Below are 26,102 nucleotides of genomic sequence, written 5' to 3'. Positions count from 1 at the left end.
AGAATGACCACAGCGCCCGCTCTGCCCACGCTCCTCTGCGCCGGGGTGCCGGTCGCGGCCACGACACCCTCGACGGCCTCGGCGTTCGTCGTCGACCTCGCCCGCGCCCGCGTACCGGCCGACGTCCACCTCTGCAACGCCTACACCCTGGCCCTGGCCGACATCGACCCGGACCTGCGGCGCGTCCTGCGCGAGGCCCGGCTCAACCTGCCCGACGGACAAGGCGTGGTGTGGGCCAACCGGCTCGCGCACCGGGGCCACGAGGTGCCGCGCGTCCGCGTCTACGGCCCCGACCTCTTCCTCGACGTCGTCCGCACCGGCCAGGAGGCGAACCTCACCCACTACCTCCTGGGCTCCACCCGCGACGTACTCGACCGCCTCACCTCCGAACTCCTCGCCCGCTTCCCCCGCGCCCGCATCGTCGGCTCGGAGGCCCCGCCCTTCTGCGACGTCACGGACGAGGAGCGCCGGGCACAGGCCGCCCGGATCGCCGCCAGCGGCGCCCAGATCGTCTGGGTGGGCCTCGGCACGCCGAAACAGGACCACGAGGCGGCGCGCCTCGCTGCCCTCCACCCCGCCGTCTACGTGGCCGTGGGCGCCGCCTTCGATTTCGTCTCGGGCAACAAGCCGCAGGCCCCGCTGTGGATGCAGCGCCACGGCCTGGAATGGCTGTTCCGGCTGTGCAGCGAACCGCGCCGCCTGGCCCGCAGGGTGCTGTGGGGCCACCCCCGATTCATCTGGGCGGCGTGGAAGGGGGCCCGCGCATGACCCCACCGCGGAAACTGCGCATCGCCCTCGTCCACAGCTTCTACGGAGGCTCGGTCCCCGGCGGCGAGAACATGGTGCCGCTCGACCAGGCCGAAGCGCTGCGCCGGGCCGGCCACGACGTCCACCTCGTCGCTGCCCGCACCGACGAACTGGCCGGCCGCCCACTGCACCCGCTGCGCTGCGCCGTGACCGTCGCGAGCGGCCGGGGCCGCACCCCGCTCCGCGAACTGCGGGCGCTCGCCCCCGACGTGGTCCATGTCCACAACCTCTTCCCCAACTTCGGCCGCGCCTGGGCGGCCGCCTGGCCAGGTCCCCTCGTCGCGACCCTGCACAACTACCGCCCGCTGTGCGCCTCCGCCGTCCTCTACCGGGACGGCGCCCCGTGCACCCGCTGCCCGGACGGCGACCGCTGGGCGGGGCTGCGCCACGGCTGCTACCGCGGCTCGCGGCTCGCCACGCTCCCGCTGGCATGGGCGTCCCGCGACGGGGTGTCCGGAGATCCACTGTTGCGCCGCGCCGACCGCGTCGTCGTGCTGTCGGATCTGAGCCGCGCAACGTACGAACGGGCCGGGATCCCGCCCCGTCGCATGGCGCTGATCCCCAACTTCGCGCCGGCGCCGGACACCGCGACGGTCCTCTCGGTACCCGCCTGGGTCTACGTCGGCCGGCTCAGCGAGGAGAAGGGCATCCTTGAGCTGCTACGCCGGTGGCCCGCCGGCGTACGGCTCGACGTCATCGGCAACGGAGCGCTGGAGGAGGACTGCCGCGCCCTCGCGCCCGCCTCCGTACGCTTCCTCGGAGCCCTGGACCGCCGCGCGTTGCGCGAGCTGCTCCCCGGATACCGCGGCGCCGTCTTCACGAGCCGCTGCTACGAGGGGGCCGTGCCGCTCGTCTACGTCGAGGCCCTCGCGGCCGGTCTGCCGGTCCTCGCCGTCGAAGGCTCGTCGGTGCCGCTCGCGGTCAGAGCCGAAGGGACCGGAGCGGTCACGTCGTGGGACGCCCCGCTCGCGGACGCCCTGCACGCGGCCGACCGCGCTTTCCCCGCATTGCGGGAACACTGCCGGGGCGTGTACGCGCGGCGGTACGGCGAGCGGGCCTGGACGGAGCGCATGGTCGGGCTCTACCAGGAGGTGACGGCGTGACCACGGCCCGGGTGGGCCTGGTCGTGCCGTACCTCACCGCCTACCGGCTGCCGTTCTTCGCCCGGCTCCGCGGCGAACTCGACGCACGGAACATCGAACTGGCCGTAGCCCACGGCCTGCCGACCGGACTGTCCGCGGCGCGGCGCGACACCGTCGAACTGCCCGGCTCCGTCGCGCTGCGCCAGCGCGCGTGGAAGATCGCGGGCCGTGACCTCATCTGGCTCGGGCTCGGCGAACTCGCCCGCACCAGCGATGCCCTGGTCCTGCCGCAGTCCATGCACCATCTGCACACCTATCCGCTCCTGGCCCGGCGTCGCCCCCGGATCGGGCTCTGGGGGCATGGCAGGACCCATGTGTCGGCCCACGGGTCGGTGGCCCGGCGCGCCAAGGCGGCGCTGACCCGCCGAGCCGACTGGTTCTTCGCCTACACCGAGGCGGGCGGGGCCTACGCCGTACAGGCCGGGCTGCCCCGCCAGCGCGTCACCGTCGTCCACAACTCCCTGGACACGACGGCGCTCGCCGCAGCCCGCGACGCCGTCACCGACGCCGACGTGGCGGTCCTGCACGAGCGGTACGGCCTGACCGCCGGCCGCACCGCGCTCTACATCGGAGGACTCGACGAGCTCAAGCGAACTCCGTTCCTGATCGCGGCCGCCGAGCGCGTCGCCCGACAGCTGCCCGGCTTCCGGCTGGTCGTCGCCGGCGACGGCGCACACCGGCCGCTTGTCCAGGCCGCCCAGGCCTCCGGCGGTCCCCTCGTCTACCTCGGGACCGTCGGCGACCGCGACAAGGCGCTGCTCGGCGCCGCCTCGGACGTCCTCCTGGTGCCGGGCGCCGTCGGGCTGTGCGCCGTCGACTCCTTCGCGCTGCGCACGCCCGTGATCACCTGTCCGTGGCCCTACCACGGACCGGAGTTCGAGTACCTGGAGAGCGGACGCAACGCGCTCGTCGCACCCGGCGACCCGGAGGCGTTCGCGGCGGCCGTCGCCGGACTCCTCACCGAGCCGGGCGAGCTCTCCCGGCTGCGCCGTGCCTGCCAGGCGGACGCGACGCGCTACACGGTCGAGGGAATGGCCGCCAGGTTCGCGCGCGGCGTGGAAGGTCTCCTCCATGGCACGACGCGAGGCGGAAACTGACCAGCCGGACGCAGCGCGCCCGGGACCCCGAACCCGAACCCGGCGGATCCTCATCCTGACCGGACTCGGACTGGCGCTGCTCCTGGTGACGACCGCGGCAGCGGCCTCGCTGCTCTACGCGCGCCTCGACGGGAACATCCGCACCGACGAGGCGGCCGCTCGTGCCCTCGCCGCCGACCACGCCTCCCGTCCCCAGGCGCTGGCACCCCGGGCACGGAACATCCTGCTGCTGGGCTCCGACCTGGAGACGGTCAAGGACAGCGAGCGCAGCGACACGACGATCCTGCTGCACCTGTCCGCGGACCGGAAGAGCGCCGCCGCTGTGAGCGTGCCCCGCGACCTCATGGTGAACATCCCCAGCTGCCTGCGGCCGGACGGCAGCCGCAGCCGGGCGCAGTACGCCCAGTTCAACTGGGCCTTCCAGTTCGGCGGCGCGGGCTGCGCCATCCGCACCTTCGAGGACCTGACCGGCATCCGGGTCGACCACCATCTGGTCGTCAGCTTCACCGGATTCGAGGAGGTCATCGACGCCGTCGGTGGCGTCGAGGTCGATGTGACGGAACCGGTGAGCGAACCGGAGTACGGGGTGACGCTCCAGCCCGGGCACCAGCTCGTGAAGGGCAAGGAGGCGCTGACCTTCGTACGGACCCGGGTCGGCGTCAGCGACGGCAGCGACCTCCAGCGCATCGAGCGGCAGAAGCAGTTCGTCCGTTCGCTCTACGACAAGCTGCGCGACGCGGGCACGCTCAGCAACCCCACCCGGCTCTGGCCGCTCCTCGACGCCGCCACCTCCGCGCTGACCACCGACCCCGGTCTCGAGTCGCCGGGGGAGCTGTTCGAGCTGATGAGCAGTGCCGGCAAGATCCCCTCCGACCAGGTGCGGATCGTCACGCTCCCGTGTGTGGAGGACCCGCAGCGCTGGGGCAACTACCAGATGGTCGAGGGGCAGGGGCAGGCGCTGCTCAGGGCGCTCCGCGAGGACAAGCCACTGCCGGAGCACCTCTACAACGCCTACCGGCCGGACGGCCGCCCAAGCACTGAGGCAGCCCCCTAGCCGGTGCCGAGCGCGGCGATCGCCGGCCAGGGGCCCGACCGGGGCGCCGGCACGGGCAGATGATGCGCGAGCATGTGGCGCAGCGCGTGCAGCTCGGTCAGATGGGCGCGGGCCCACGCCCGGCCGCGGGCTCCGTCGGCGAGCAGGCGCTCGGGTCCGGCGCCGAGCAGGTCCCGCACCCGCTCGGCGGCCTCGCGCGGGGTGTCCGTGAGATGCAGCCCGGTCTCCGGTCCCGGCAGCCAGCCCAGGTCCGGCTGCCGGGAGGTGACATGGGGGCGCCCCGCGGACATGGCGATGGGCAGGCGGTCCGAGAAGTACCCCGGGTGGCGACGGAAGCGGTCCCAGCCGGCGGTGATCAGCGCCCGCCGCATGACCGCCACCTGATCGTCGTACGGGACGGGGCCGACGGCGTGCGGGCCGCGCCAGCCCCTCCCGTAGATCGACAGCCCGCAGTCCGGGACGCGCGCCAGCTCACGCGCCAGCCGGGTGCGTTCGCCGTCGTCCGGGATCAGCTCGATGCCGCAGAAGGTGAGCCGGGAACCCACCAGGGCGACCCCGCGCGGCGCGGCGCCTTCGTGCGGGGCTTCGTCGGGGGCCTCGGCGAAGCAGAGCGGCGTCACGTGCGGGACGTAGCGCACGGGGCGCCCGCCGGCCCGCCGCAGCAGCTCGGCCTGCCGGCCGAGCGCCACGCTGTACACACCGTCGGCGTGCCGCAGCCACGCCACGTTCCGTGCCCGCAGCCGCTTGCGCCCGCCCCAGGCGTCGCCCTCCCAGACGACGACAGGAGGCGAGCCGAGCCTCCGGAGCAGCGCGGCGACGTCCCGCCGCGTCCAGGGGTGGGGCTGTGGCGACTGGACGAAGACGAGGTCGGGCAGGCCGCCGGCCGCGAGCCCGGCGATCCGTTCCGGGGTGGCGGCCGGGGCGATCCACTCGTGCCGGAGCACGCCCTGGGCGGACAGCTCGCGAAAGGCGCGCAGGAAGCCGTAGTCGGCACTGACGGGCGGGTGCTCATTGCTGACGTGCAGGACGAGCGGCGGACTGGCCACGGATACTCCAGGTGGACGGACGGGGGAGCAGACCGTGGCGCTCGGCCACGGTGTACAGCGGAAGCCGGGCGCGCAGCGGCAGCGCGCACACGAGGACGGCGAGCAGCGCCGCGGTGCCCAGCAGCAGCCCGTGGAACGGGGTGTCACCGGCCGCCGCGCCCCCGTACGCGGCCAGCGCCAGTGCGGCCCCGGCCGCGAGGTGCGTGGCGTGGACGCGCAGCAGCGGAGCCAGGGCGATGACGCCGTGGGCGCGCCAGCGCAGCAGTTGAGCCACATGTCCGACGAGCGGACCGCTGACGGTGGCCGCGGCGAGCAGCGTGAGCGAGTGCCGGGCGACGACCGCGGCCAGCGTGACGGCGATCGCGGAGGCCGTCCAGGCCTGGGTGACAAGGAGTGAGCGCCGGTCGTCCCGCGCCTGGTTGACGCTGTCGCCGACCGAGGTAAGCAGCGTCAGGGCCGAGGCGACGGCCAGAAGCGGCACCAGCGCGGCCGCGGTGTCCCAGCCCGGCCCGAGCAGCAGGTTCAGCGCGGAAGGCCCCAGACCCGCGACGGCGCCGAAACCGATGAAGGCGATCGCGGACGTCAGACACAGCACGTCGGACACCGCCTGCCGGGACCGGCCGCGGTCGGCGGCGAGCGCCGGGGTGCTGGTGAGGCTGATGCCCCGCGCCAGCACCGTCAGTGGGAGGCCGGTGAACAGGCTCGCACGCGAATAGTGCCCGGCCGCGCTCGCGCCGAGCCGGCCGGCGAGCCACAGGGGTGCGCTGTTGAACACGTACTGCGTGAGGCTGAATCCGCTGAAGAAGCCGGAGGCGTCGACAAGCCCGCGCACCTTGGGCCGGGAGCCTTCGGGCAGGTTCTGTCCGCGCAGCAGCCACAGCGCACCCGCCAGCAGGACGGCCGAGCCCACCGGGGCGGAGACCGCCAGGGCCAGGGGGGACCATCCGGCGGCGAGCAGCCCGAGCGAGGCGGCGGCTCCGACCGTGTGTCCCACCAGTTCGAGCCGCACGGCCTGCGGTGTGAGCCCGCAGCGCCGCAGCGCCGCCGCCGCGGCGAGCCCCGCGGGCAGCGACAGGAACTGGCAGCTGACCAGCCGCAGCATCGGACCCGCCTCGGGCATGTCCCACACGGCGGTCACCGCGAAGGTGACCGCCTGTGCCGCGAGGAAACACAGGACTCCGCTCACCGCGCCGATGCGCAGGGCCATCGCGGTCAGGGACCTGGTGAGCCGCTCGGCGGTCAGCAGGCAGGTGGCGACGCCGCTGTTGGAGAAGAACCCGAGCACCCCGGCCACGGCGGACGCCGTGGCGAAGGCGCCGAACGCGGCGGGCGACACCATCCGCGAGGTGCACGCCGTGTAGACGAGCTGCAGCACGATGGTGGCGGCGGAGCCCGCGTAGTTCCACAGCAGCCCGCGCACGGCGCGGTGTGCGCGGCTGCCCGACGGGTGGTCCGCCGGCGGCTGTTCGGAAGCCGGAGGTTCTGCGGTGGTGGAGGCGTCGGACGTCCCGCTCATGCGGGGACGAGGGGCTGGGCGAAGGCCTGCCACGGGTCCGCCGGCGGCAGCGGCAGCGTCACCAGGCCGCCCAGCATGTGCAGCAGCGCCTCCCGGTCGGTGAGCCGCTCCCGGACCCACGCGTGGCCGCGCAGACCGGCGGCGTGCAGTTCGTCGTCGTCCACCGCGAGCAGACGGCGCACGAGGGACACCGCTTCGGCGGGAGTCCCGGCGAGGTGCAGGCCGGTCTCCGGGCCCGGCAGCCACTCCAGGCCAGGCTGCCGGGACGTGACATGGGGGCGCCCCGCGGACAGGGCGATGGGCAGCCGGTCGGAGAAGTAGCCCGGATAGCCGGTGAAATGATCCCAGCCCGCCGTGATCCGTCCCTGACGCAGGACCTCGACCTGACGGGGGAAGGGCGCCGGACCGCGCGCACCGCGCCCGCGCCAGCGCGAGCCGTACACCGCGAACCGGCAGCCGGGCAGCCGGCGCAGTCCGCGGACCATGCGGACACGGTCCAGACTGCCCTCAAGCCCGCCCCAACAGCCGAAGCGGACATAGCAGTTGCCCACAGCGACGACATCGTCGGAGGCCTGGTCGAGCGGCGGCACGGGGGTGTCGTCGAACGACAGCGGCAGCACATGGGGGACGTAGCGCACGGGTGCACGGGAGTGCCGTCGCAGCAGGGCGGCCTGGGGGCCGAGGGCGACGGAGTGCACACGGGCGGCGGCACCGAGCCAGGCCACGGACCCCGGCGTCAGTTGCTTGCGGCCTCCCCAGGCATCGCCCTCCCAGAAGACTACGGGCGGGTCTCCGAGCAGGCCGAGCAGGGCCCGGACGTCCCCGTCGGTCCAGGGGAAGGCTCCCGGAGACTGGACGAGGACCGCGGCGGGCCGCAACCCCCGCACCTCGGTGTGAAGTTGATCCAGTGCCGTTTCCCGCCCGCCCGCGAGCAGGGTGAGCGGGGAGACCACGGTGTGGCGCAGCAGCCCTTCGGAGGCGAGTCGGCCGAAGGCCCGCACGAAACGCGAACCTGGCTCCAGGGCCCGCTCGTTGGCGATCTGCAGGACCAGCGGTGGCGTCATCGGGGCGGTACGGGGACGGTGGCGGAGGGCAGATCCGAGGAGGCGGCGGGCACGGCCGGGCCGGGCACCGCGGGGGTGTTCCGGCCGAGCTCGGCGTCGACCATGATGCGGGCGAGCTCCGGGGTGCGGACCGATGCCCGCCAGCCGAGGAGTCGCTCGGCCCTGGAGGCGTCGCCGATCAGCTCCGGTACCTCCGCGGGCCGCAGGTACCGCTCGTCGAAGCGGACATGGCATTCCCAGTCGAGTCCCGCGTGCTCGAAGCACAGGGTGAGGAAGTCGCGCACGCTGTAGCTCGTGCCGGTGGCCACGACGTAGTCGTCGGGCTCGTCGCGCTGGAGCATCCGCCACATGGCCTCCACGTACTCGGGCGCGTACCCCCAGTCGCGGCGCGCCTCCAGATTGCCGAGGTGTAGTTCCTTCTGCTCGCCGCGGGCGATCCGGGCCGCGGCGATGGCGATCTTGCGGGTGACGAAGGTCTCGCCGCGACGCGGGGACTCGTGGTTGAAGAGAATGCCGCTGACGGCGTGGATGCCGTATGCCTCACGGTAGTTGCGGGTGATCCAGTGCGCGTACACCTTGGCGCAGGCGTACGGCGAGCGCGGGTGGAACGGTGTGGTCTCCGACTGCGGGGCGGGCGAGATGCCGTACATCTCGGAGCTGGACGCCTGGTAGAAGCGGCAGGGCAGTCCGGTCATGCGGATCGCTTCGAGGAGCCGGGTGGTGCCGAGGCCCGTCGTGGAGCCGGTGAACTCGGGCTCGTCGAAGGAGACCCGGACATGGGACTGGGCGGCCAGGTGGTAGACCTCGTCGGGCTGGATCGCCTCCAGCAGCGTGCTGATGCGGGAGCCGTCGGCGAGGTCCCCGTAGTGCAGCCGCAGCCGGGCGTCGGGCTCGTGGGGGTCCTGGTAGAGGTGGTCGATCCGTCCGGTGGAGAACGACGACGAGCGGCGGATCAGGCCGTGCACCAGATAGCCCTTGGAGAGGAGCAGTTCGGCGAGGTACGAGCCGTCCTGTCCGGTGATTCCCGTGATCAGTGCAACCTTCGGCGGCATGAGGTCACCTCAACTGTGCGGTAGGGGGAGCGCGGGTCGGGTCGGGTGGGGGAGAGGCCGGACCAGTCGGCCCGGACGGTGCGAGGTGGGGTGCGAGGCCGACGCCGAGGGCGCAGAGCACACCGAGGACCAGGCCTTGTTCGGGGAAGACCTGATAGGTCAGCGCATAGACGAGCTGGCCGCAGGCGAGCATGCCCAGCGCCCGGGAGGTGAGGTCCGCGTCGCGCCGCAAGGCGGGTGCAAGGACCGCCGCGTACAGGGCGAGGAAGGCGAGCAGTCCCAACAGGCCGATGCGAAGCAGCAGATGGAGGAAGTAGTTGTGCGGGGAGACGCCGACGACGCGGCCGTCGACCAGCCGGTCGAACCCCGCGCCGAAGGGCCGGCCGGTCAGCCACTCTCCGGCGCCGTCGAGGGTGCTGAGCAGTCCGTACCAGCCGGTCGCCCGCCAGGCGAGCGTGCCGCTGTCGGAGGCGGAGACGGTCAGACCGGTGCCGAACCGGCCGAGCAGACCGGTCGACACGGCGAAGGCGCCGAGGCAGAGGCCGGCCGCGGTGAGCCCGAGCCGCAGCCCGCGTCGGCCGCGGGCCGAGGCGTTCCCGGCGCCGGTCCCGGTGATCAGCCAGCAGGCCAGCATCACGGCGGTCACCAGCCACACCGTCCGGTGCTGCAGCAGGACCACGGTGAGCAGCAGGGGAGCGGCGAGCAGGTGACGACGGGCGCCGAGCGGGGTCGCGTACAGCAGGATCATCGCGGCCTGGGCGATCAGCAGCGCTTCGGGGGCCGACAGCGCGCGGGACTCGCTCGCCAAACCGTCGATCACCACCTGTCCGACGGCCGAGCCGATGCCGTGCTCCGTCCACCACAGCACGGCCCACAGGGTCTCGACACACGCGGCCACGACCCAGACGGCGGCCAGGCGGTGCACCAGCGGTGCGGTGTACGGCAGTGTGATGCCGTACAGGGCGAGCCCGAAGACGTACAGGAACGGCATGCGCATGTCGTTGCCCGCGGCCTGCGGCCCGAACACGGCCGCCCCGACGAGGAACGATCCGGCCGTCAGCAGCAGGATGAGCGACAGCAGCAGCAGGGCCCGGTGGGCGCGGGGCGGGCGCCGCACCAGATTGACGCCGGCCGCCGCCAGCGCGCAGGACACCAGGAGGTCCTGCGGCGTCAGGCTCACGCCCAGGTGGACGACGGTCTCGGAGCGGGCCGCGGGCCACAGTCCTGCGGTCAGCAGCAGCGCGACACCGACGCTGGGCGCGCGTACGTAGAGAACGGTCAGCATGCCGAGGGTGAGCAGGCCGGTGAGGGCGAAGAGCAGGAGCGTGGGGGTCACCGGGCGGCCGCCGCCCCCAGTACGGTCCGCACATACGGCGAGACCATCAGCAGCGGCGCCCAGGGCCAGTTGTGCCGCAGGCAGTAGACCCACCATTGGCGGGGCGGTAGTTCGCGCTGCGAGGTGACCCGGCGCAGGGCCTCGCGGACACCGATGCCCGGTTCGCGGGAGCCGGCGAGCGGCGGATTGGCCTCGCACACGCCCACGTGGCGCGGTGCCACATAGGCGCGGAAGCCCGCCTTCCGTGCCCGGAACCCGTGGTCGTAGTCGCCCATGCCGTGGTTGAAGGGCCGATCGATGTCCCCGACGCGCTCGCGTACGGCGCGCGGCAGCAGGACGACATTGCCGTTGTACGTGTCGCAGGGCTCGGGGCGGCCGGTCGGCTCGACCAGGTCCAGCGCGCGGCCCCGGCGGCCGGAGTACGTGGTGCGCGTGCCGGTGCCTTCGCCGCTGCTCTCGGGGGAGCGCACGGCGCCGACGACCACCGCGTCCTCGCCGACTTCCTGCGCGGTGGCGAGGAGCACCGCCAGGGCGTCGTCGGCGAGTTCGACGTCGTCGTTGAGCCACAGCTGGTGCGTCCAGGGGGCGCCGTCGCCGGCGGCACAGCTCTCACGGCCGGCGATGCGCATGCCCTCACCCCAGAAGACATCCGTGCCGACACTCCGCAGCCGCACCCCGGGGTGGAGGCGCCGCACGGCGTCCGGCGTACCGTCCGTGCTGCCCGCGTCGACCAGGTGGGTGCGCACCACGGTCCCGGCGGGCAGCGCACGCTGCCGGTCCAGCGCGGCCAGCGCCGACAGGGTCTTGGCGCACCGGTTGTGACTGGTCATCAGGACGGCTACGTGGGGAGCTGGCGGCATACGGCCCTCGGGTTGCGTTTCGCGGATATGTGCCGCATGAGTGTTGAACACGGTGTCGGGAGAATCGCCGGACCACGCTCAAGAGGGCGCCGTCGACCGCCCGCTTGGCCGCACAGCCCCGGGACCGGCCCACGCATGGCTGAACGTACGGCTCGGCTGCGTGTGATGCCGCGGAGCGAATGCCTATGCTCAGCACGCAAGTATGAATAAATCGGAAAAGTCGGGCGTCCGGTCCTGACCTGGCTGAGGGGCATTCCTTGGATCTCCGTGGTTTCCTGACCGTTGTCGTCAGACGCTGGCCGTCCTGCGCCGCGTGCCTGCTGCTCGGAGCCCTCGCCGCCTGGGCGGTGAACGCGCTGACCACTCCCGTGTACGAGGCCCGCACGCAGCTGTTCGTTGCCACCCACGCCGGCTCCGACACCATGCAGCTCAACCAAGGTCAGAGCTTCTCGCAGGCCCGAGTCCTCTCGTACGCCGACATCGTGAACACCCGTCAGGTGACCGAAACGGTGGTCAAGGAGCTGAAGCTGCCCACCACCCCGGACGAACTCGCCGGACGCATCCGGGCCGAGGCGCCCGTCAACACCGTCCTCATCGACATCACGGTTTCCGACACAGACCCGCGGCGCGCCGCCCGCACCGCCAACGCCGTCGCCGTCCGCTTCGGTCAGGTCGTCGAGCGACTGGAAACCCCCCACACCGTCGAATCCGCCGACTCCATGGGGGTCGCTGTCGCGCCGGTCTCCCCGGTGACGCTCGGAGTGACCGATCGAGCCACCGTGCCGGATGTCCCCGTCTCACCGAGGCCGCTGCTCAATCTCGCGGTCGGGCTGCTCGGTGGACTCCTGCTCGGCGTCGCGCTCGCCGCACTGCGGGAGACCCTCGACACCACCTTCAAGACCGCCGAGGCGCTGAGCGAGCTGACCGCGCTGCCGCCGCTGGCCACGATCCCGTTCGACAGCGACGCCCCGCTCCACCCCATCACGGTGGGCGAGGCGGCACACTCGCCGCGCGCCGAGGCCTTCCGCAGACTGCGCACCAACCTGCAGTTCGCCCAGGTCAGCGAGCGGCCCCGGATCATCTCGGTGACCAGCTCCCTGCCCGGCGAGGGCAAGACCAACACCGCGGCCAACCTGGCGGTCTCCCTGGCCCGGGCGGGCATCGCGACCTGCCTCGTCGACGCCGACCTGCGCCGGCCCTGCGTGGCCCGCACCTTCGGACTCGTCCAGGACGCGGGACTGACGAGCGTCCTGATCGGGCAGGCGTCGGCCGCGGACGTGACGCAGCAGGCGACCGCCGGACTCGCGGTCCTCACCAGCGGCCCGATGCCACCCAACCCCACCGAGCTGCTCTCCTCGGCCCGGATGGGCGAGGTGCTCCAGGAGCTCGCCGCCACCTACGAGGTCGTCATCGTCGACACCGCGCCGCTGCTCCCCGTCGCGGACACCGTCGGCCTCGCCCCGCTCACCCAGGGCACCCTCCTCGTCGTACGTGCGTCGAAGACCTCGCGCGAGCAGGTCCGCACCGCCGTGGACTCGCTGCGCAACGTCGGCGCCCGCCCGCTGGGCGCGGTGTTCAACATGGCGGAGGTCGCCAAGGGCGGATACGGCAGCTACGGCACGTACGGCGAACTGCCCGCGCCCCGCCCAGCGGTGTGGCGACGGCCCGCGAGCGAACCGCACGACACCGGGGCGCGCGGATGACGCGGCGGAACGGTGCCCGTCGAGGAGTACGCCGATGATTCCCGAACCCGCGCCGGCGGCATGCTCCGTTCCTGCCGATCCGGTGACCGAGGCGGGCCTGTCCCCCTCGGCGGGTCCGTCGGACGTCGGGTCCGGTCCGCATGCGACCTTCACAGTGCTCTTCGTGTGCACGGGAAACACCTACCGGTCGCCGCTCGCCGAGCGGCTGCTCGCCGCCCGACTCGGACCGGGTACGGGAGTGCGGGTCGGCAGCGCCGGCACCGAGGCGCCCTGGGGCGATCGGATGGACCGGGCCACCCGGTCCGTACTGACGGGTCTCGGCGGCGATGCCGAGGGCTTCCGGCCCCGGCTCCTCACGGCGGAACTGGTGGCGGACGCCTCCTTGGTGCTGGGTCTTGAGCGTCGACACCGGGAAGCCGCTGTCCGGCTGGTTCCGGTGGCGCTGCGCCGCTGCTTCACGCTCAAGGAGTTCGTCCGGCTAGCGGAGGGCGACGCGGGACCCGAGCAGGGGATCGACGTCGTCGCGCGAGCCGTCGCCCGCCGCGGCACGGTGTGCGCGCCCCGCCCCGCGGACGACGACATCGCCGACCCGTGGGGCGAGCCCTACGACGTGCTGAGGCGCTGCGGGGAGGACATCGACGCGGTGGCCGTCCGCCTCGCCGCGCTGCTCAGCGCCGAGAGCGGATCTGCCGCACCGCTCTGACCACACCGAGACCGGTCCGGTACACGGCGGGCTGCAGTCCTGACAGCACCGTCGCGAACCGGGCCGGCGAGGTACGCGTCGATACCCTCAGCCGGCTGAGCCGCAGCGGGTGCTGGACTGCCGGGTTGCTCAGCGCGTGGTCGTAGAGGAAGCCGGAGTGGTAACCAAGCTCGCGCAGCACGGCGTCGGCGCGTACGTCGAAGTCACCGTTGGGGTAGGCGAAGGCGGTCGGCGCGTGCCCCAGATGGTCTGTCAGTAGCCGGTGCGCCTCTTGTACTTCGTCCCGGATCGTCGTCTCGTCGCAGCGGTGGAGGCACGGATGCGTGAGGGTGTGGCTGCCGACCATGACGCCACCCGCTTCCAGGGTGCGCAGGTCGGCGGCGGTGAGTTGACGCCCGCGGGGCGCGGGCAAGGAGGACGTCTGCCGCAACTCGGCGAAGGCGTCGAGGCGTTGGGCGTCGGGAAGCTGTTTGAGGGCGTAGGCCGCCGCACGCGGGGGGACGTCCCGCGACAGGCCGCGATACGTTCCGCCGTGCGCGAGCAGATGGTCCAACTCGTCCCACCAGAAGGGTTCGTCGCCGCCGATGAGTCCGGCGATGACGAAGCACACGGCGGGGACGCCCCGCTCGGCCAGCAGCGGCAGCCCGTACTCCAGTACGGACGGGTCACCGTCGTCGAAGGTGACCAGCACACTGCGGGGCGGCAACGGGACGCCGTCGCGCACCGCCGCCTCGACCTGGCCGAGGGAGACAGGGCGGGCGGTCGCGGTCAGCCGGTCGAGCTGGGCGGCGAAGCCGGCCGGGTCCTCGACGCCGTGATATCCGAGCACGGCGAGGCGGCCGGCGGCGCGGTGACGGAACCACAGCTGGGCGGGGGAGCGGTGCAGCGCCCGGTCGAGGCCGTGCCACCGTTCGTAGCGTTCGTACCAGGCGGTGCGGCGGGCCGCGTCCGTGGTGAGGCTCATCCGCGAGGCCCGGGAGTCGCGGCGTCGGTGGAGACACCGGTGAAGAGGTCGGGTGACGCGCTGGGGAAGGACGCTCCGTACCCCTCACCGGGATGCCAGTGCTCGGCCGGGTCCTCGCGGAAATGCAGGAAGGCGCGGTCGTGGCGCTCGGACCACTCCGCCAGCGAGCCCAGGAAGTGGCTCGTCGTCGACAGCACCACGGCCCGTTCGCCGAGCACGGGCAGCGCGGCAGCGAGCTCCGAGGTCTCGTGCCGACTGTCGACGTACGTGTCGAGCACGAGCAGGTCGATGGCCCGTTCCCGCACCCGCGCACTGCCCAGGGTGGCGACCGAATCGCCCACGACCCGGTCGACGACGGAGGCGTACGGGCCGCCCCGGATCAACTCCCCGGACTGCGGATCGAAGTCCACGGCCGTCAGCCGCCCCTGGCCGTTGCGCAGCAGAGCGGCAGCGATCAGGCAACTGGTGATGCCGCGATGTACCCCTGCCTCGACGACATGCTCGGGTCGCAGAGCCCGCACCACGGCGTAGGCAGCGGCTCGCCGCGCATAGCGCACCAGATGATCGCAGGTCCGCCGCCGGGGTCCGGCGGCGAGCACCTCACGCATGTGGGTGCGCAACGCCGCGTCGGCCTCGACCTCGTCGAGGTAGCCGCGCAGCTCCCCGACCGGCCGCCCGGTGATGGTGGCGGTGAACCAGGCGAGGTGCTCACGGTTGACCGGGGTCAGGTCGTAGGTGAAGCAGGCGTTCTCACGGGACCGGATCAGCCAACGGCCGGAGCGGCGCAGGACGGACGCGTTGTGTCGTGCGACGGTGGCGAACCGGAGGGGAAAGGCGGCGAGTGGCGCGAACGGACTGGCGGCCAGCCGCCGCGTCAGAGAAGTGGGTTGCACCGACTCACCGTAGAAGGGGCGAGCCATTCTTCACCGAGCGAAATGCACAGCCCTCGCGGGATGTCACTCGACTGGAGAGCCGGGTGCGGCCGACGCCGCGCCCGAGGGAGGAACAGGGATTCGTCAGCTGCCGGTGGCGCTCCGGTCGCCGAGCCAGTCCTCGATGTCTGGTCGGCACCCTGGGGCGTCCGCCAGCTTCGGACGATCGCCGCCCACGACGCCTCTGCCGGACGCCTGACGGGCAGGAGACCAGGTCAGGCGCCTTCTGTCGTATGCCTAGAAGAAGCCCAGCTTGTTCGGGGAGTACGACTTGGCGCTTTCGCTGCGGCGGGGGAACGAACGGCGACGAGGTGGCCGAGAGGACGGCGCCCGCTCGGTGCCGATCCAGGGAGGGCCGGTCGAGGTAGTCGGTTCGACCAAGTCACCACCGATGTCACCACGGGTATCGGCGCCGTCGTCTACACGGCAGGCTGATACCTGAGGAGGTCGGGAACCAGCTGAAAGCCGCGAGCTGTTGCCTGCGCTGATCCGCCCTTGCAGTCCACCTGATGCCGCGGCGACGGCGACAGGCCCTGCCGAAGCCCTCAGGGGCGGGCATGGCTCGGCGGCCAACGGGGCCGGACGGAGCTCCGACCGGTCGGAACCCGTCCGCGGGCAGAAGTCCGTCAGCTCGACAGGAGCAACGCGGAGCCGATCTCGGTGAGGCGGTCCGCCAGGTCCGCGCGCCGGCCCAGGCGGCCCGTGCGGGCCGCGTTGTCGACGATGGTGAGGACCGCGCAGACGGTGATCTTGGCCTCGGCCGTGTCGAGGCCAGGCCTGACTTCGTCCAGGACGCGGAGCCAGAGGGCGAGGTAGTCGCGCTGTGCCTGCTTCGACGCCTTGCGTTCCTTCTCCGGCAGCTGGTCGAGCTCGCCGATCAACAGGCCGATCAAGTGGCTGTGCTGGAGTGCGAATTCGACGTACGAGCGCAGCAGGAGGCGCAGGCTCTCGTCAGGGGTGGTGGCGCGGGCCAGTGCCGCCGCGGTGCCGGCGCGGCGCTGTTCGCCGGCGCGGACCACTGCGGAGACGAGGAGGTCGGTCTTGCTGGGGAAGTGCTTGTAGATGCTCGGGCCCGACGAGCCGATGGCCTCTCCGATGTCGTCGGTGCTCACCGACTGGTAGCCGCGCTCGTCGAAGAGGCGTCGCGATCGTCCCGTAGAACGGGTCGGGCTCGTCGTCGAGCCCCAGAGAGATCACTGGTCTGTCCATCGCCACTTGCTGTGTAGGAGACCCACAAGGGTCGGAGAATCGCCGCACTCACCTCGGGCGCTCCGTCACGTGGTGAGGAGGCTGGTTCCGCGGCAGCAGTGCCACATTCAAGCTTCTCCTTTTCGTACGGGCAAGTACCGGTGTGATGGATCGCCGCCGGTTGCCGCACGTGAGGCCCTTTTCGCCTGAATTGCCCGGACGGGAACGGTTCGCCGGTGATCGTCGACAGGGCCGCCCGGAGAGGAGTCACTTACCGCGGAGACATGGTCGCGATACGCGGCGGAAACCGGCCGTCCCTAATTTCTGTCATCCGACAGGTATTCGCAGGAACTCGCCTCCGCGACAGGGGACCGCCATGACCGTCACCATCGATCCCACTCCGCCGGCGCCTCCCTCGCCCGGCGCCGCGGACGACGGCTCGCTCGCCGCGTTCGGCTACCCCCAGGAGCTGCGGCGCCGGATGGGGCGGTACGCGTCCTTCGCTGCCGGGTTCTCCTTCATCTCCGTGCTGACCACGGTCTTCCAGTTCTTCTCGCTCGGCTACTCCTTCGGGGGACCGCTCTTCTTCTGGACCTGGCCCGCCGTCCTCGCCGGCCAACTCCTCGTCGCCGCCTGCTTCGCCGAACTCGCCGCCAGGCTGCCCATCGCGGGGGCGATCTACCAGTGGGCGAGCAGGCTCGGCAGCCCGGCCTTCGGCTGGTACGCGGGTTGGATCATGGTCATCGGGCGGATCGTGGTCGTGGCAGCCGCCGCCCTCGCGCTCCAGGTCGTCCTGCCGGCGGTGTGGCCCGGCTTCCAGATCGTCGGCGGCGATCCGTCACCCACGACGACCAGCGGCGCCGCGAACGCCGCTCTCCTCGGACTGGTCCTGCTCGCGCTCACCACCCTCCTCAACGTCCTGGACAACCGCGCGCTGTCGGCCGTCAACACCATCGGCGTCACCGCCGAGATCGCCGGCGTCGCTCTGATCGTCACCCTCCTCGCCACCCACGCGGAGCGCGATCCCGGCATCACCCTGCACACCGGCGGCGAGGGCGGCCTGATCGCGGCGCTCCTGGTGGGCTCGTTCACGGCCGCGTACGTACTCATCGGCTTCGAGAGCGCGAGCGAGATGAGCGAGGAGACCCTCAACCCGCGGCGCACAGCCCCTCGTACGACGCTCAGCGCGCTCACCACGTCCGGCGTCTGCGGCGGGCTGCTGCTGCTCGGCGGGCTGCTCGCCGCGCCCAGCCTCACCGACGGACGCCTGGCGACCGAGGGCCTCGGCTACGTGCTCACCAGCACCCTCGGCGACGACCTCGGCAGGGTCCTGCTCGCCGACGTGGCCCTGGCCATCTGCGCGGCGACCCTGGCGATCCAGACCTCGGCGACCCGCATGCTCTACTCCATGGCGCGCGACGGCGTCCTCCCGTGCTCGGCGCGGCTGGCCAGGGTGCCGCGGCGGACGGGGATGCCGGGCACAGCCGCGGTGGTGGTCGGCGTCGGCGCGGGGCTGCTGCTCCTGCTCAACCTCGCCTCGCCGCAGGCGTTCCTGGCCATCGGCACTACGTGCATCGCGATGGTCTATCTGGCGTACGCCATGGTCACCGGGCCGATGCTGGTCCGGCGACTGAGGGGCGAGTGGCCGCCGGCAGCCGACGGCGACCGCGACGAACTCGGCAAACCGCTGTTCTCCCTGGGCCGCTGGGGGCTGCCCGTCAACGCGCTCGCGGTCGGCTACGGACTCTTCATGACGGTCAACCTCGCCTGGCCGCGCGCCGAGGTGTACGACCCGGAGGGCGGACACTGGTACTTCCAGTGGTTCACCGTCCTGGTCGTCGGCGCCACCGTCGCGACGGGTGCGGCGTACCGCTGGTACCGCCGCCGGTCCCCGTCGGCCGAGGTCGGCGTCAGCTGATCATCGACGGCCGCCGGGTCAGGCATCCGCCGCGAGGAGCCGCCGCCCCTCGCGGCGCAGCCGTGCCAGGGAGCGCTGCGGCACGCCCGCCACCCGAAGTGCCGCGTCGGCCGTGGCCGGCGCCAGGGCCCGCTGGTCGCGGGCCGGGTCGCCGCGCCGGATGAGGATCACGCTCTCGGTGAGGCCGAAGAGAAGGTCCGTCCGGAGCGCCAGGTCCTCCGCGCCGAGCGCCGCTCCCGGCTCCGTGGCGGCCAACAACTCCCCGTAACACTCCTTGAGTTCGTACCGGACCCGGTGAAAGTCGGCGAAGTGGTCCGTCCGCACCTCGGGCAGCAGGTAGAGCGCCCCGAGGTTGTACGGTCCGCCGCACAGCAGCGCCGCGTCGGAGTGGCACAGGGCCCACAGGTGTGCCTCCGGGGCCGCCTCCGCGTGGGACACCAGCCCGCGCGCCACCTCGAGCGAGGGGCGGACGGTTCCTTCGAGCAGCTCCGCGAGGATCGCTTCCTTGCCGTCGAAGTAGTGGTACAAGGACGCCTGCCGCAGTCCGGCGCGCTCGGCGATCGCGCGGGTGGAGGTCGCGGTGTAACCACGGGTGGTGAACAGCTCGGCCGCCGCGGCCAGGACTTCGTCGCGGGGCTCAAGGCCGCTCGCGGGACGCTCCTGGACCCGCGGTCGGCCGACTCTTCTGCTGGTGGGCGTGGTCACCCGGTGATCCTCGCACAGGCCGGGCGGCTCCCTCCGGGACGAGGCCTCGGGTGAGCTTCCGGTAACCGACCCGAAACGCAAGGGCAATGGCCGTGAAGCGACTGCTCCCTAATTTCTGTCAAGCGACAGAAATTACTCCCGGACCGGAGGTTGAGCGATGGCGACACCGTCAGCGACAGCGTCGACACACGGCGCGCGCGATCACGCCCGCGCCCAGGAGGGCACGTGGGTCGACGCCATGCCCGTCCTGCCCGCGAGCAGCTGGCCGGCGCCGCCCGAGGGCGTGGCCGCCGGGGACGTCGTGTGGGCCGAGACCGTGGCGGGCGGCACCTACACCCACAAGGTGCTCGCCCGTGGCACCGAGCTGCGACTGACCGACGTCACGGGTGACGCCTGCGCGCACGTCCTGCTCCACAGCGCCGACCGCCCCTGGGAGCGGCTGAACGTGGCCGACACCGTCAAGGTGCTCTGGAACGCGTACCTCGGCGCGGGGCACCTGCTCCTGTCCGACCAGGGCCGGGTCCTCGCCTCCCTCGTCCAGGACACCTCCGGCCGGCACGACGCCCTCACCGGCACCTCGACCCTCGCGCGCAACACCGAGCGGTACGGGGACGGGACCCCGCAGTCGGCTTCCCCAGCGGGGCGCGAACTGTTCAAGCTCGCCGCCCTGAAGAACGGCCTCGACCCGCGCGACCTTCCGCCGTCCGTCTCCTTCTTCCAGGGCGTACGGATCGACGAGGACGGCTCCACCCGGTTCACCGGCTCCGCGGGCCCCGGCGGGAGCGTCACGCTCCGCGCCGAGCAGGACGTCACCGTCCTCGTCGCCAACGTCCCGCACCCCTTGGACCCTCACCCCGAGTACGTCTGCGGGAACCTCGGCGTCCTCGCGTACCGGGCCCGCCCGACCGCCCCGGGCGACGCGCTGTGGGACGCCACTCCCGAAGGTCGCCGTGCCTTCCTGAACACCGCCGACCACCTCACCGCCAGGGGGATCGTATGACCACCACCGCCCTTCCGGGCGGGGACCGTGTCGTCTCCGACGACACGGTCCCCGCCCGCGCTGCCTGGTCCGCGGTCGTCCGTAAGGGCCAGTCGCTGACCATCACCGACCTTCACGGCAACCAGGCCGCGGACTTCCTCCTCTACGACGCGCACGACACCTCCGTGCGCTACAGCGCCCCCGACACGATCCAGGCCCAGGGCACCCTCTTCCTGACCACCGGCTCGGTGCTGGTGTCCAACGAGCACACCCCGCTGATGACCGTCGTCGAGGACACCTGCGGACGGCACGACACCATCGGAGGCGCCTGCTCAAAGGAGTCCAACACCCTCCGCTACGGCCACCACACCTGGTCGCAGCACGCCTGCGTGGAGAACTTCCTCGCCGAGGGCGCCCGGCACGGGCTCGGCAAGCGCGACCTGGTCTCCAACATCAACTGGTTCATGAACGTGCCGGTCGAGCAGGACGGCACCCTCGGCATTGTCGACGGCATCTCGGCCCCCGGTCTGAGCGTCGTGCTCCGTGCCCAGACCGACGTCCTGGCGCTGCTCTCCAACTGCCCGCAGATCAACAACCCCTGCAACGGATTCGAGCCGACGGCCGTACGGATGACGATCACCGAGCCCGACGACAGCGACGAGGTCTGACCACGATGACGTTCGACACCCTGCTGGTCGCCAACCGCGGCGAGATCGCGGTACGCATCATCCGCACGGCCCGGCAGCTCGGCCTGCGCACCGTCGCGGTGTACTCCGACGCCGACCGCGGCGCCGAGCACGTCCGGCTGGCCGACGAGGCCGTCCGGCTCGGCCCGGCGCCCGCCAAGGAGTCCTACCTCGACGCCGACCTGGTCCTGAGGGCCGCGAAGGACACCGGCGCAGGCGCCGTCCACCCCGGCTACGGGTTCCTGTCCGAGGACGCCGACTTCGCCCGCCGCTGCGCCGACGCCGGCATCGTCTTCGTCGGCCCCACCCCCGAACAGCTGGAGCTGTTCGGAGCGAAGCACACCGCGCGCGCCGCCGCTCAAGCGGCGGGGGTGCCGCTCGCGCCAGGCACCGGCCTCCTCCCCGAGCTGGGAGCGGCCCTCGCGGCGGCCGAGGAGATCGGCTACCCGGTGATGCTCAAGGCGACCGGCGGCGGTGGCGGCATCGGCATGCGGGCCTGTCACTGCGCGGCCGACCTCGCCGACGCCTGGGAACGGGTACAGCGCGTGGCCGCGGCCTCCTTCTCCTCCGCCGGCGTCTTCCTGGAGCGGCTCGTGGAGCGGGCCCGGCACGTCGAGGTGCAGGTCTTCGGCGACGGGCAGGGCAAGGTCGTCACCTTCGGCGACCGCGACTGCTCGCTGCAGCGCCGCAACCAGAAGGTCCTGGAGGAGGCGCCGGCGCCCGGCCTTCCGGATCGTGTCCGACGCCGCCTCGCCGCAGCCGCCCGGGACCTGTGCGCGTCGGTGGGCTACCGCTCCGCCGGCACGGTCGAGTTCGTGTACGACGCCGCCTGTGAGGAGGCGTACTTCCTGGAGGTCAACACCCGCCTCCAGGTCGAGCACCCGGTCACCGAGGAGATCTACGGCGTCGACCTGGTCGAGTGGATGCTGCGGCTGGCGCAGGGCGACACCGCGGTCGTCAGCGAACCCCCGTCGCCCGAGGGACATGCCGTCGAAGCCCGTATCTACGCGGAGGATCCCTCCCGTGACCACCGCCCGAGCGCGGGCCTGCTGACCCGCGTCGCCTTCCCCGCGGGCGTCCGCGTGGACACCTGGGTGGAGACGGGTACGGAGGTCACGACCGCGTACGACCCGATGCTCGCCAAGGTCATCGCGCACGGCGCCGACCGCGCCCAGGCACTCGACCGGCTGGACGCGGCGCTCGCCGCGACCCGCGTCGACGGCATCGAGACGAACCTCGGCCTGGTGCGGGCCGCGCTCCAGGACACCGCCGTACGCGCCGCCGGCCACTCGACCGCCTCGCTCGCCGCCGTCACCGACCCGACCCCGCGCATCGAGGTCGTCGCCCCGGGCACGCTGACCACCGTGCAGGACTGGCCCGGACGCACCGGCTACTGGCAGGTCGGCGTCCCGCCCGGCGGTCCGATGGACGACCTGTCCTTCAGGCTCGGCAACACCGCACTCGGCAACGACGAGGGCGCGCCCGGCCTGGAGTGCACCCTCCAGGGCCCCTCCCTGCGGTTCACCCACCCGACGACGGTCTGCGTCACCGGCGCCCCCGCACACCTGACGATCGACGGCAACCCCGCACCGCAGTGGGAGCCCGTCACCGTCGACGCCGGACAGACCCTCGCCGTAGGAGCCCCCGACGAACAGGGACTGCGCACCTACGTACTGTTCGCGGGCGGCCTCGACGTACCGGAGTTCCTGGGCAGCGCCGCCACCTTCACCCTCGGCCGGTTCGGCGGACACGGCGGGCGCGCCCTGCGCGCGGGCGACGTCCTGCACGGCGGCGAAGCCCGTACGGAAACCTGCGTCGTCCCGCTCGACGAGCGGCCGGTTCTCGACGCCGCCTGGCGCATCGGTGCGGTGGAGGGCCCGCACGCCGCACCCGAGTTCTTCACCGAGGACGACATCCGCGACTTCTACGCCGCGGACTGGAAAGTGCACTTCAACTCGGCCCGCACCGGCGTCCGCCTGGTCGGACCCAAGCCACGCTGGGCCCGTACGGACGGCGGCGAGGCGGGCCTGCACCCGTCGAACATCCACGACACGCCGTACTCCGTCGGCGCCGTCGACTACACCGGCGACATGCCCGTCCTCCTCGGCCCCGACGGCCCCTCCCTCGGCGGCTTCGTCTGCCCGGCGACGGTCGTCACCGGGCAGCGCTGGAAGCTCGGCCAGCTCCGGCCCGGCGACACGGTCCGCTTCGTACCGGTCACCACTGCGGCGGCGGGCGAGCTGCGGCGCACACCTGCCTCGGCCCCGCGGGCCGACCGTGAGGCCATCGTCGACGGCGGAGTCCTCGCGCGTCTGGAGGAGAACGAAGGCCGTCCGGCGGTCACCTACCGGCGCAGCGGCGACGACAACCTCCTCATCGAGTACGGGCCCATGCAGCTCGACCTGGCGCTGCGCATGCGCGTCCACGCGCTCGCCGAGTCGCTGGCCGCGCTCGGACTCCCCGGCGTCGTCGACCTGACACCGGGCATCCGCTCGCTCCAGATCCAGACCGACCCCGACGTGCTGCCGCAGCACGAACTCCTCGACGTCGCGCTGCGCGTGGAGGAGGAACTCCCCGCCACCGACGAACTGGTCGTGCCCAGCCGGACCGTGCACCTGCCGCTCTCCTGGGACGACCCGGCGACCCGCGAGGCCATCGCCCGCTACACGGCCGGCGTGCGCGACGACGCCCCGTGGTGCCCCTCGAACATCGAGTTCATCCGCCGCGTCAACGGCCTGGACAACACCGGCGACGTGTACCGCACCGTCTTCGACGCCGAGTACCTGGTCCTGGGCCTGGGCGACGTGTACCTGGGAGCCCCCGTCGCCACACCGCTGGACCCCCGGCACCGTCTGGTCACGACCAAGTACAACCCGGCCCGCACCTGGACCGCCGAGAACTCGGTCGGCATCGGCGGCGCCTACCTGTGCATATACGGCATGGAAGGCCCGGGCGGCTACCAGTTCGTCGGCCGCACCACGCAGGTGTGGTCGGGCTGGCAGCAGCGCGGCGCCTTCGAACCGGGCAAGCCCTGGCTGATGCGGTTCTTCGACCGGATCAAGTGGTATCCGGTCGGGCCCGACGAACTCCTGGAACTGCGCGCGGACATCATCTCCGGCCGCTTCGTCCCGAAGACCGAGGAGGGCACCTTCTCGCTCGCCGAGTACCGCGCGTTCCTCGACCGGAACGCCGCGTCGATCGCCGCGTTCCGGGCCCGGCAGAGCACGGCGTTCGGTGCCGAGCGCGACGCCTGGGAGGCCGCCGGCGAGTTCGCCCGCGCCGAGGCGGCCTCCGAGGTCACGCCCCCGGCCGCCGACGTCGAGGTGCCCGAGGGCGGCCGACTGGTCGAGGCCGAGTTCACCGCCTGCGTCTGGCAGGTCGACGTCGAAGTCGGAGACCGGGTGTCGGCGGGTCAGCAGCTGGTGTCGCTGGAGGCGATGAAGATGGAGGCGCCGGTACCGGCACCCGCCGACGGCATCGTCGCGGAGGTCCTGATCAAACCGGGCAGCCAGGTCGAGGCGGGCACCGCGCTCGTCGTCCTCGCTCCCGTCGAGACCGCGGAGGCGACAGCATGATCACCGCAGTGGAGCGGGTACGGGCCGCGTACGCCCGCATCGCCCAGGTGGACCGGCCCGAGGTGTGGATCGGCCTGCGCCCGCAGGAGGAGGCGGAGGCGGACGCCGCCGCGGTGGACGCGAAGACCGCGGTCGGCGAACGGCTGCCGCTGGCAGGAACGGTGTTCGCGGTCAAGGGCAACATCGACGTGGCCGGGCTCCCGACCACGGCCGGCTGCCCTTCGTACGCCTACCGGCCGGAAGCCGACGCCCCGGTGGTGGCGCGCCTGAAGGCGGCGGGCGCGGTGCTCCTCGGCACCACGAACCTCGACCAGTTCGCGACCGGCCTGGTCGGCACGCGCAGCCCGTACGGCGCGGTCCGCAACGCCGTCGACCCCACGTACGTCTCCGGCGGCTCCTCGTCCGGCTCGGCGGTCTCGGTCGCCCTGGGGATCGCGGACTTCGCGCTCGGCACGGACACCGCGGGCTCGGGCCGGGTTCCGGCGGCCTTCAACGGCATCGTCGGGCTCAAGCCGACGCGCGGACTGGTACCGACCGAGGGCGTCGTCCCGGCCTGCGCGTCGCTCGACTGTGTGACGGTCTTCGCCCGCACGCTCCCGGAGGCCGAGCGGGCGCTGTCCTTCATGGCGGCGCCGTCGGCGCGCGAACTCCCCGCCCTGGAGCAGCGCCGCCCGGGACCGTGGCGGATCGCAGTGCCGGGGCCGGGGCCGGGGCCGGGGCAACTGGGTGAGCTGGACGAGGGCTGGGCCGAGGCATTCGAGGCGGCCACGGCCCGGCTCGCCGAAGCGGGCACCGAACTCCGGCCTGTCGACCTCGCGCCGTTCACCGAGGCGGCCGCGATGCTGTACGAGGGGGCGTTCGTCGCCGAGCGCTACACCGCCGTGGGCACCTTCGTAGACGCGGGTTCGGCGGACCTCGACCCCACGGTGGCCGGCATCATCTCCCGGGCTCGAGAGGTCCCCGCCCACCGCCTCTACGCCGACCGGGAGAAGCTGTCCTCCCTCCGTACCAGGGCCCTGGCCTCGCTCGGCGACGCCGACGCGCTGCTTCTGCCGACGACACCCGGGCACCCGACGCTCGTGGAGGTCGCGGCAGACCCCCTGGGCACGAACGCCCGGCTCGGCCGGTTCACCAACTCGACCAACTTGTTCGACCTGGCGGCGGTCGCCGTCCCGGCCGGCGATGTGAACGGGCTGCCGTTCGGCGTCATGCTGATCGGCCCGGCGTTCACGGACGAGCGGCTCGCCCGCATCGCAGGCATCCTCACCGCCCCACCGCTGCGACTGGCGGTGGTAGGTGCGCACCTGTCCGGGCAGCCGTTGAACGGGCAGTTGCTCTCCCTGGGCGGCCGGCTGGAGCGCTCGACCACGACCGCGCCCGCCTACCGGCTGTACGCCCTGGCCACGGCGCCTCCCAAGCCGGGACTGGTCCGGATCCGCGAAGGCGGTGCCGCGATCGAGGCCGAGGTGTGGCAGTTGCCGGCCGAGGGGCTCGGCGCGCTCCTCGCGACGCTGCCCCGCCCGATGGCGCTCGGCAGCGTCGAACTCGCAGACGGCAGCTTCGTGGCCGGCTTCCTCTGCGAGCCGCAGGCTCTCGGAGACGCCCGCGAGATCACCTCGTACGGCGGCTGGCGCGCCGCCCTCCAGTCCATGGAGGAGTGGGACCGCGTCAGCCGTGGCGCGGCATCTGCTGGGTAACCGCTTCATGGAGTGCCTGATGATGGAACAGAGCCGTTTTGCTGGGCGCCAGTTGGGGAGATGCGCAGGCAGGTGTAC

21 protein-coding genes and 1 pseudogene are annotated in these 26,102 nt (G+C 72.7%); 11 read left to right on the top strand and 11 right to left on the bottom strand.

Going from position 1 to position 26,102, the window contains the following annotated elements; translation table 11 throughout:
* Positions 1-3 precede the first annotated feature (3 nt).
* Genes Q5762_RS23730 through Q5762_RS23715 form a run of 4 tightly spaced genes read left to right on the top strand, consistent with a single transcriptional unit; the run spans position 4 to position 4,100 of the window.
* Positions 4-768: a WecB/TagA/CpsF family glycosyltransferase gene (locus Q5762_RS23730; protein ID WP_315894237.1), complete on the top strand. Its 765-nt coding sequence runs from the start codon at positions 4-6 to the stop codon at positions 766-768.
* On the top strand, positions 765-1,910 hold the full coding sequence (locus tag Q5762_RS23725) for a glycosyltransferase family 4 protein (RefSeq protein WP_315894236.1): 1,146 nt from the start codon (positions 765-767) through the stop codon (positions 1,908-1,910). Before Q5762_RS23730 ends, Q5762_RS23725 begins: the two co-directional genes overlap by 4 nt.
* A complete protein-coding gene (locus Q5762_RS23720) occupies positions 1,907-3,046 on the top strand; it encodes a glycosyltransferase family 4 protein (RefSeq protein WP_315894235.1) in 1,140 nt (379 codons plus the stop codon). Before Q5762_RS23725 ends, Q5762_RS23720 begins: the two co-directional genes overlap by 4 nt.
* On the top strand, positions 3,021-4,100 hold the full coding sequence (locus tag Q5762_RS23715; RefSeq protein WP_315894234.1) for an LCP family protein: 1,080 nt from the start codon (positions 3,021-3,023) through the stop codon (positions 4,098-4,100). Before Q5762_RS23720 ends, Q5762_RS23715 begins: the two co-directional genes overlap by 26 nt.
* Here the strand turns inward: Q5762_RS23715 and Q5762_RS23710 are convergent.
* The 6 genes from Q5762_RS23710 to Q5762_RS23685 are packed head-to-tail and all read right to left on the bottom strand — an operon-like array spanning position 4,097 to position 10,944.
* Positions 4,097-5,146 (bottom strand): hypothetical protein, encoded by a 1,050-nt coding sequence (locus Q5762_RS23710; protein WP_315894233.1) that lies wholly within the window; start codon positions 5,144-5,146, stop codon positions 4,097-4,099. The two genes, Q5762_RS23715 and Q5762_RS23710, sit on opposite strands and share 4 nt — an antisense overlap.
* On the bottom strand, positions 5,109-6,662 hold the full coding sequence (locus tag Q5762_RS23705; protein ID WP_315894232.1) for an oligosaccharide flippase family protein: 1,554 nt from the start codon (positions 6,660-6,662) through the stop codon (positions 5,109-5,111). Before Q5762_RS23705 ends, Q5762_RS23710 begins: the two co-directional genes overlap by 38 nt.
* Positions 6,659-7,726: a glycosyltransferase gene (locus Q5762_RS23700; protein ID WP_315894231.1), complete on the bottom strand. Its 1,068-nt coding sequence runs from the start codon at positions 7,724-7,726 to the stop codon at positions 6,659-6,661. Before Q5762_RS23700 ends, Q5762_RS23705 begins: the two co-directional genes overlap by 4 nt.
* Positions 7,723-8,778: a GDP-mannose 4,6-dehydratase gene (gmd, locus tag Q5762_RS23695; RefSeq protein WP_315894230.1), complete on the bottom strand. Its 1,056-nt coding sequence runs from the start codon at positions 8,776-8,778 to the stop codon at positions 7,723-7,725. Before gmd ends, Q5762_RS23700 begins: the two co-directional genes overlap by 4 nt.
* 4 nt (positions 8,779-8,782) lie before the next feature.
* Positions 8,783-10,114 (bottom strand): hypothetical protein, encoded by a 1,332-nt coding sequence (locus Q5762_RS23690; RefSeq protein ID WP_315894229.1) that lies wholly within the window; start codon positions 10,112-10,114, stop codon positions 8,783-8,785.
* Positions 10,111-10,944: a glycosyltransferase gene (locus tag Q5762_RS23685; RefSeq protein ID WP_399495250.1), complete on the bottom strand. Its 834-nt coding sequence runs from the start codon at positions 10,942-10,944 to the stop codon at positions 10,111-10,113. The genes Q5762_RS23690 and Q5762_RS23685 overlap by 4 nt, the downstream gene beginning before the upstream one ends.
* 287 nt (positions 10,945-11,231) lie before the next feature.
* On the opposite strand from Q5762_RS23685, the gene Q5762_RS23680 reads away from it, so the two are divergent.
* Positions 11,232-12,677: a polysaccharide biosynthesis tyrosine autokinase gene (locus Q5762_RS23680; protein ID WP_315894227.1), complete on the top strand. Its 1,446-nt coding sequence runs from the start codon at positions 11,232-11,234 to the stop codon at positions 12,675-12,677.
* A gap of 163 nt (positions 12,678-12,840) precedes the next feature.
* Positions 12,841-13,380 (top strand): low molecular weight phosphatase family protein, encoded by a 540-nt coding sequence (locus tag Q5762_RS23675; RefSeq protein ID WP_315894226.1) that lies wholly within the window; start codon positions 12,841-12,843, stop codon positions 13,378-13,380.
* Here the strand turns inward: Q5762_RS23675 and Q5762_RS23670 are convergent.
* From Q5762_RS23670 to Q5762_RS23655, 4 genes and pseudogenes are all read right to left on the bottom strand, one after another.
* Entirely contained in the window at positions 13,346-14,344 is a 999-nt protein-coding gene (locus tag Q5762_RS23670) for a polysaccharide deacetylase family protein (protein ID WP_315894225.1), read from the bottom strand. The two genes, Q5762_RS23675 and Q5762_RS23670, sit on opposite strands and share 35 nt — an antisense overlap.
* Positions 14,341-15,237, bottom strand: a complete 897-nt coding sequence (locus tag Q5762_RS23665; RefSeq protein ID WP_315894224.1) for a class I SAM-dependent methyltransferase — start codon at positions 15,235-15,237, stop codon at positions 14,341-14,343. Before Q5762_RS23665 ends, Q5762_RS23670 begins: the two co-directional genes overlap by 4 nt.
* Before the next feature lie 665 nt (positions 15,238-15,902).
* Positions 15,903-16,295 carry a hypothetical protein gene (locus Q5762_RS23660; protein ID WP_315894287.1) on the bottom strand — a complete coding sequence of 131 codons (393 nt, stop codon included), beginning with the start codon at positions 16,293-16,295 and terminating at the stop codon, positions 15,903-15,905.
* Between the two features lie 18 nt (positions 16,296-16,313).
* A pseudogene (locus Q5762_RS23655) lies at positions 16,314-16,409 on the bottom strand (helix-turn-helix domain-containing protein); the annotation flags it as partial.
* Positions 16,410-16,840: 431 nt separating this feature from the next.
* Here Q5762_RS23655 and Q5762_RS23650 point away from each other — a divergent pair.
* Positions 16,841-18,382, top strand: coding sequence for an amino acid permease (locus Q5762_RS23650; protein ID WP_315894223.1), 1,542 nt, complete (start codon positions 16,841-16,843; stop codon positions 18,380-18,382).
* 18 nt (positions 18,383-18,400) lie between these two features.
* Here the strand turns inward: Q5762_RS23650 and Q5762_RS23645 are convergent, their stop codons facing one another.
* A complete protein-coding gene (locus Q5762_RS23645; protein ID WP_315894222.1) occupies positions 18,401-19,087 on the bottom strand; it encodes a helix-turn-helix domain-containing protein in 687 nt (228 codons plus the stop codon).
* 157 nt (positions 19,088-19,244) lie between these two features.
* Here Q5762_RS23645 and Q5762_RS23640 point away from each other — a divergent pair, with 157 nt between their 5' ends.
* From Q5762_RS23640 to atzF, 4 genes are read left to right on the top strand one after another with little or no spacing between them, the layout of a single operon-like run.
* The gene (locus Q5762_RS23640; protein ID WP_315894221.1) at positions 19,245-20,087 is read left to right on the top strand and encodes an urea amidolyase associated protein UAAP1; all 843 of its coding nucleotides are present in this window, start codon (positions 19,245-19,247) and stop codon (positions 20,085-20,087) included.
* Positions 20,084-20,734: an urea amidolyase associated protein UAAP2 gene (locus Q5762_RS23635; protein ID WP_315894220.1), complete on the top strand. Its 651-nt coding sequence runs from the start codon at positions 20,084-20,086 to the stop codon at positions 20,732-20,734. Before Q5762_RS23640 ends, Q5762_RS23635 begins: the two co-directional genes overlap by 4 nt.
* A gap of 5 nt (positions 20,735-20,739) precedes the next feature.
* Entirely contained in the window at positions 20,740-24,327 is a 3,588-nt protein-coding gene (uca, locus tag Q5762_RS23630) for an urea carboxylase (protein ID WP_315894219.1), read from the top strand.
* Positions 24,324-26,024, top strand: a complete 1,701-nt coding sequence (gene atzF, locus Q5762_RS23625; protein ID WP_315894218.1) for an allophanate hydrolase — start codon at positions 24,324-24,326, stop codon at positions 26,022-26,024. The genes uca and atzF overlap by 4 nt, the downstream gene beginning before the upstream one ends.
* Positions 26,025-26,102: the final 78 nt, after the last annotated feature.

Source organism: Streptomyces sp. P9(2023), assembly GCF_032436795.1.
Classification (GTDB): domain Bacteria; phylum Actinomycetota; class Actinomycetes; order Streptomycetales; family Streptomycetaceae; genus Streptomyces.
Note: the sequence above shows the minus strand (reverse complement) of the source record. Positions and strands in the feature narration are given on the sequence as shown.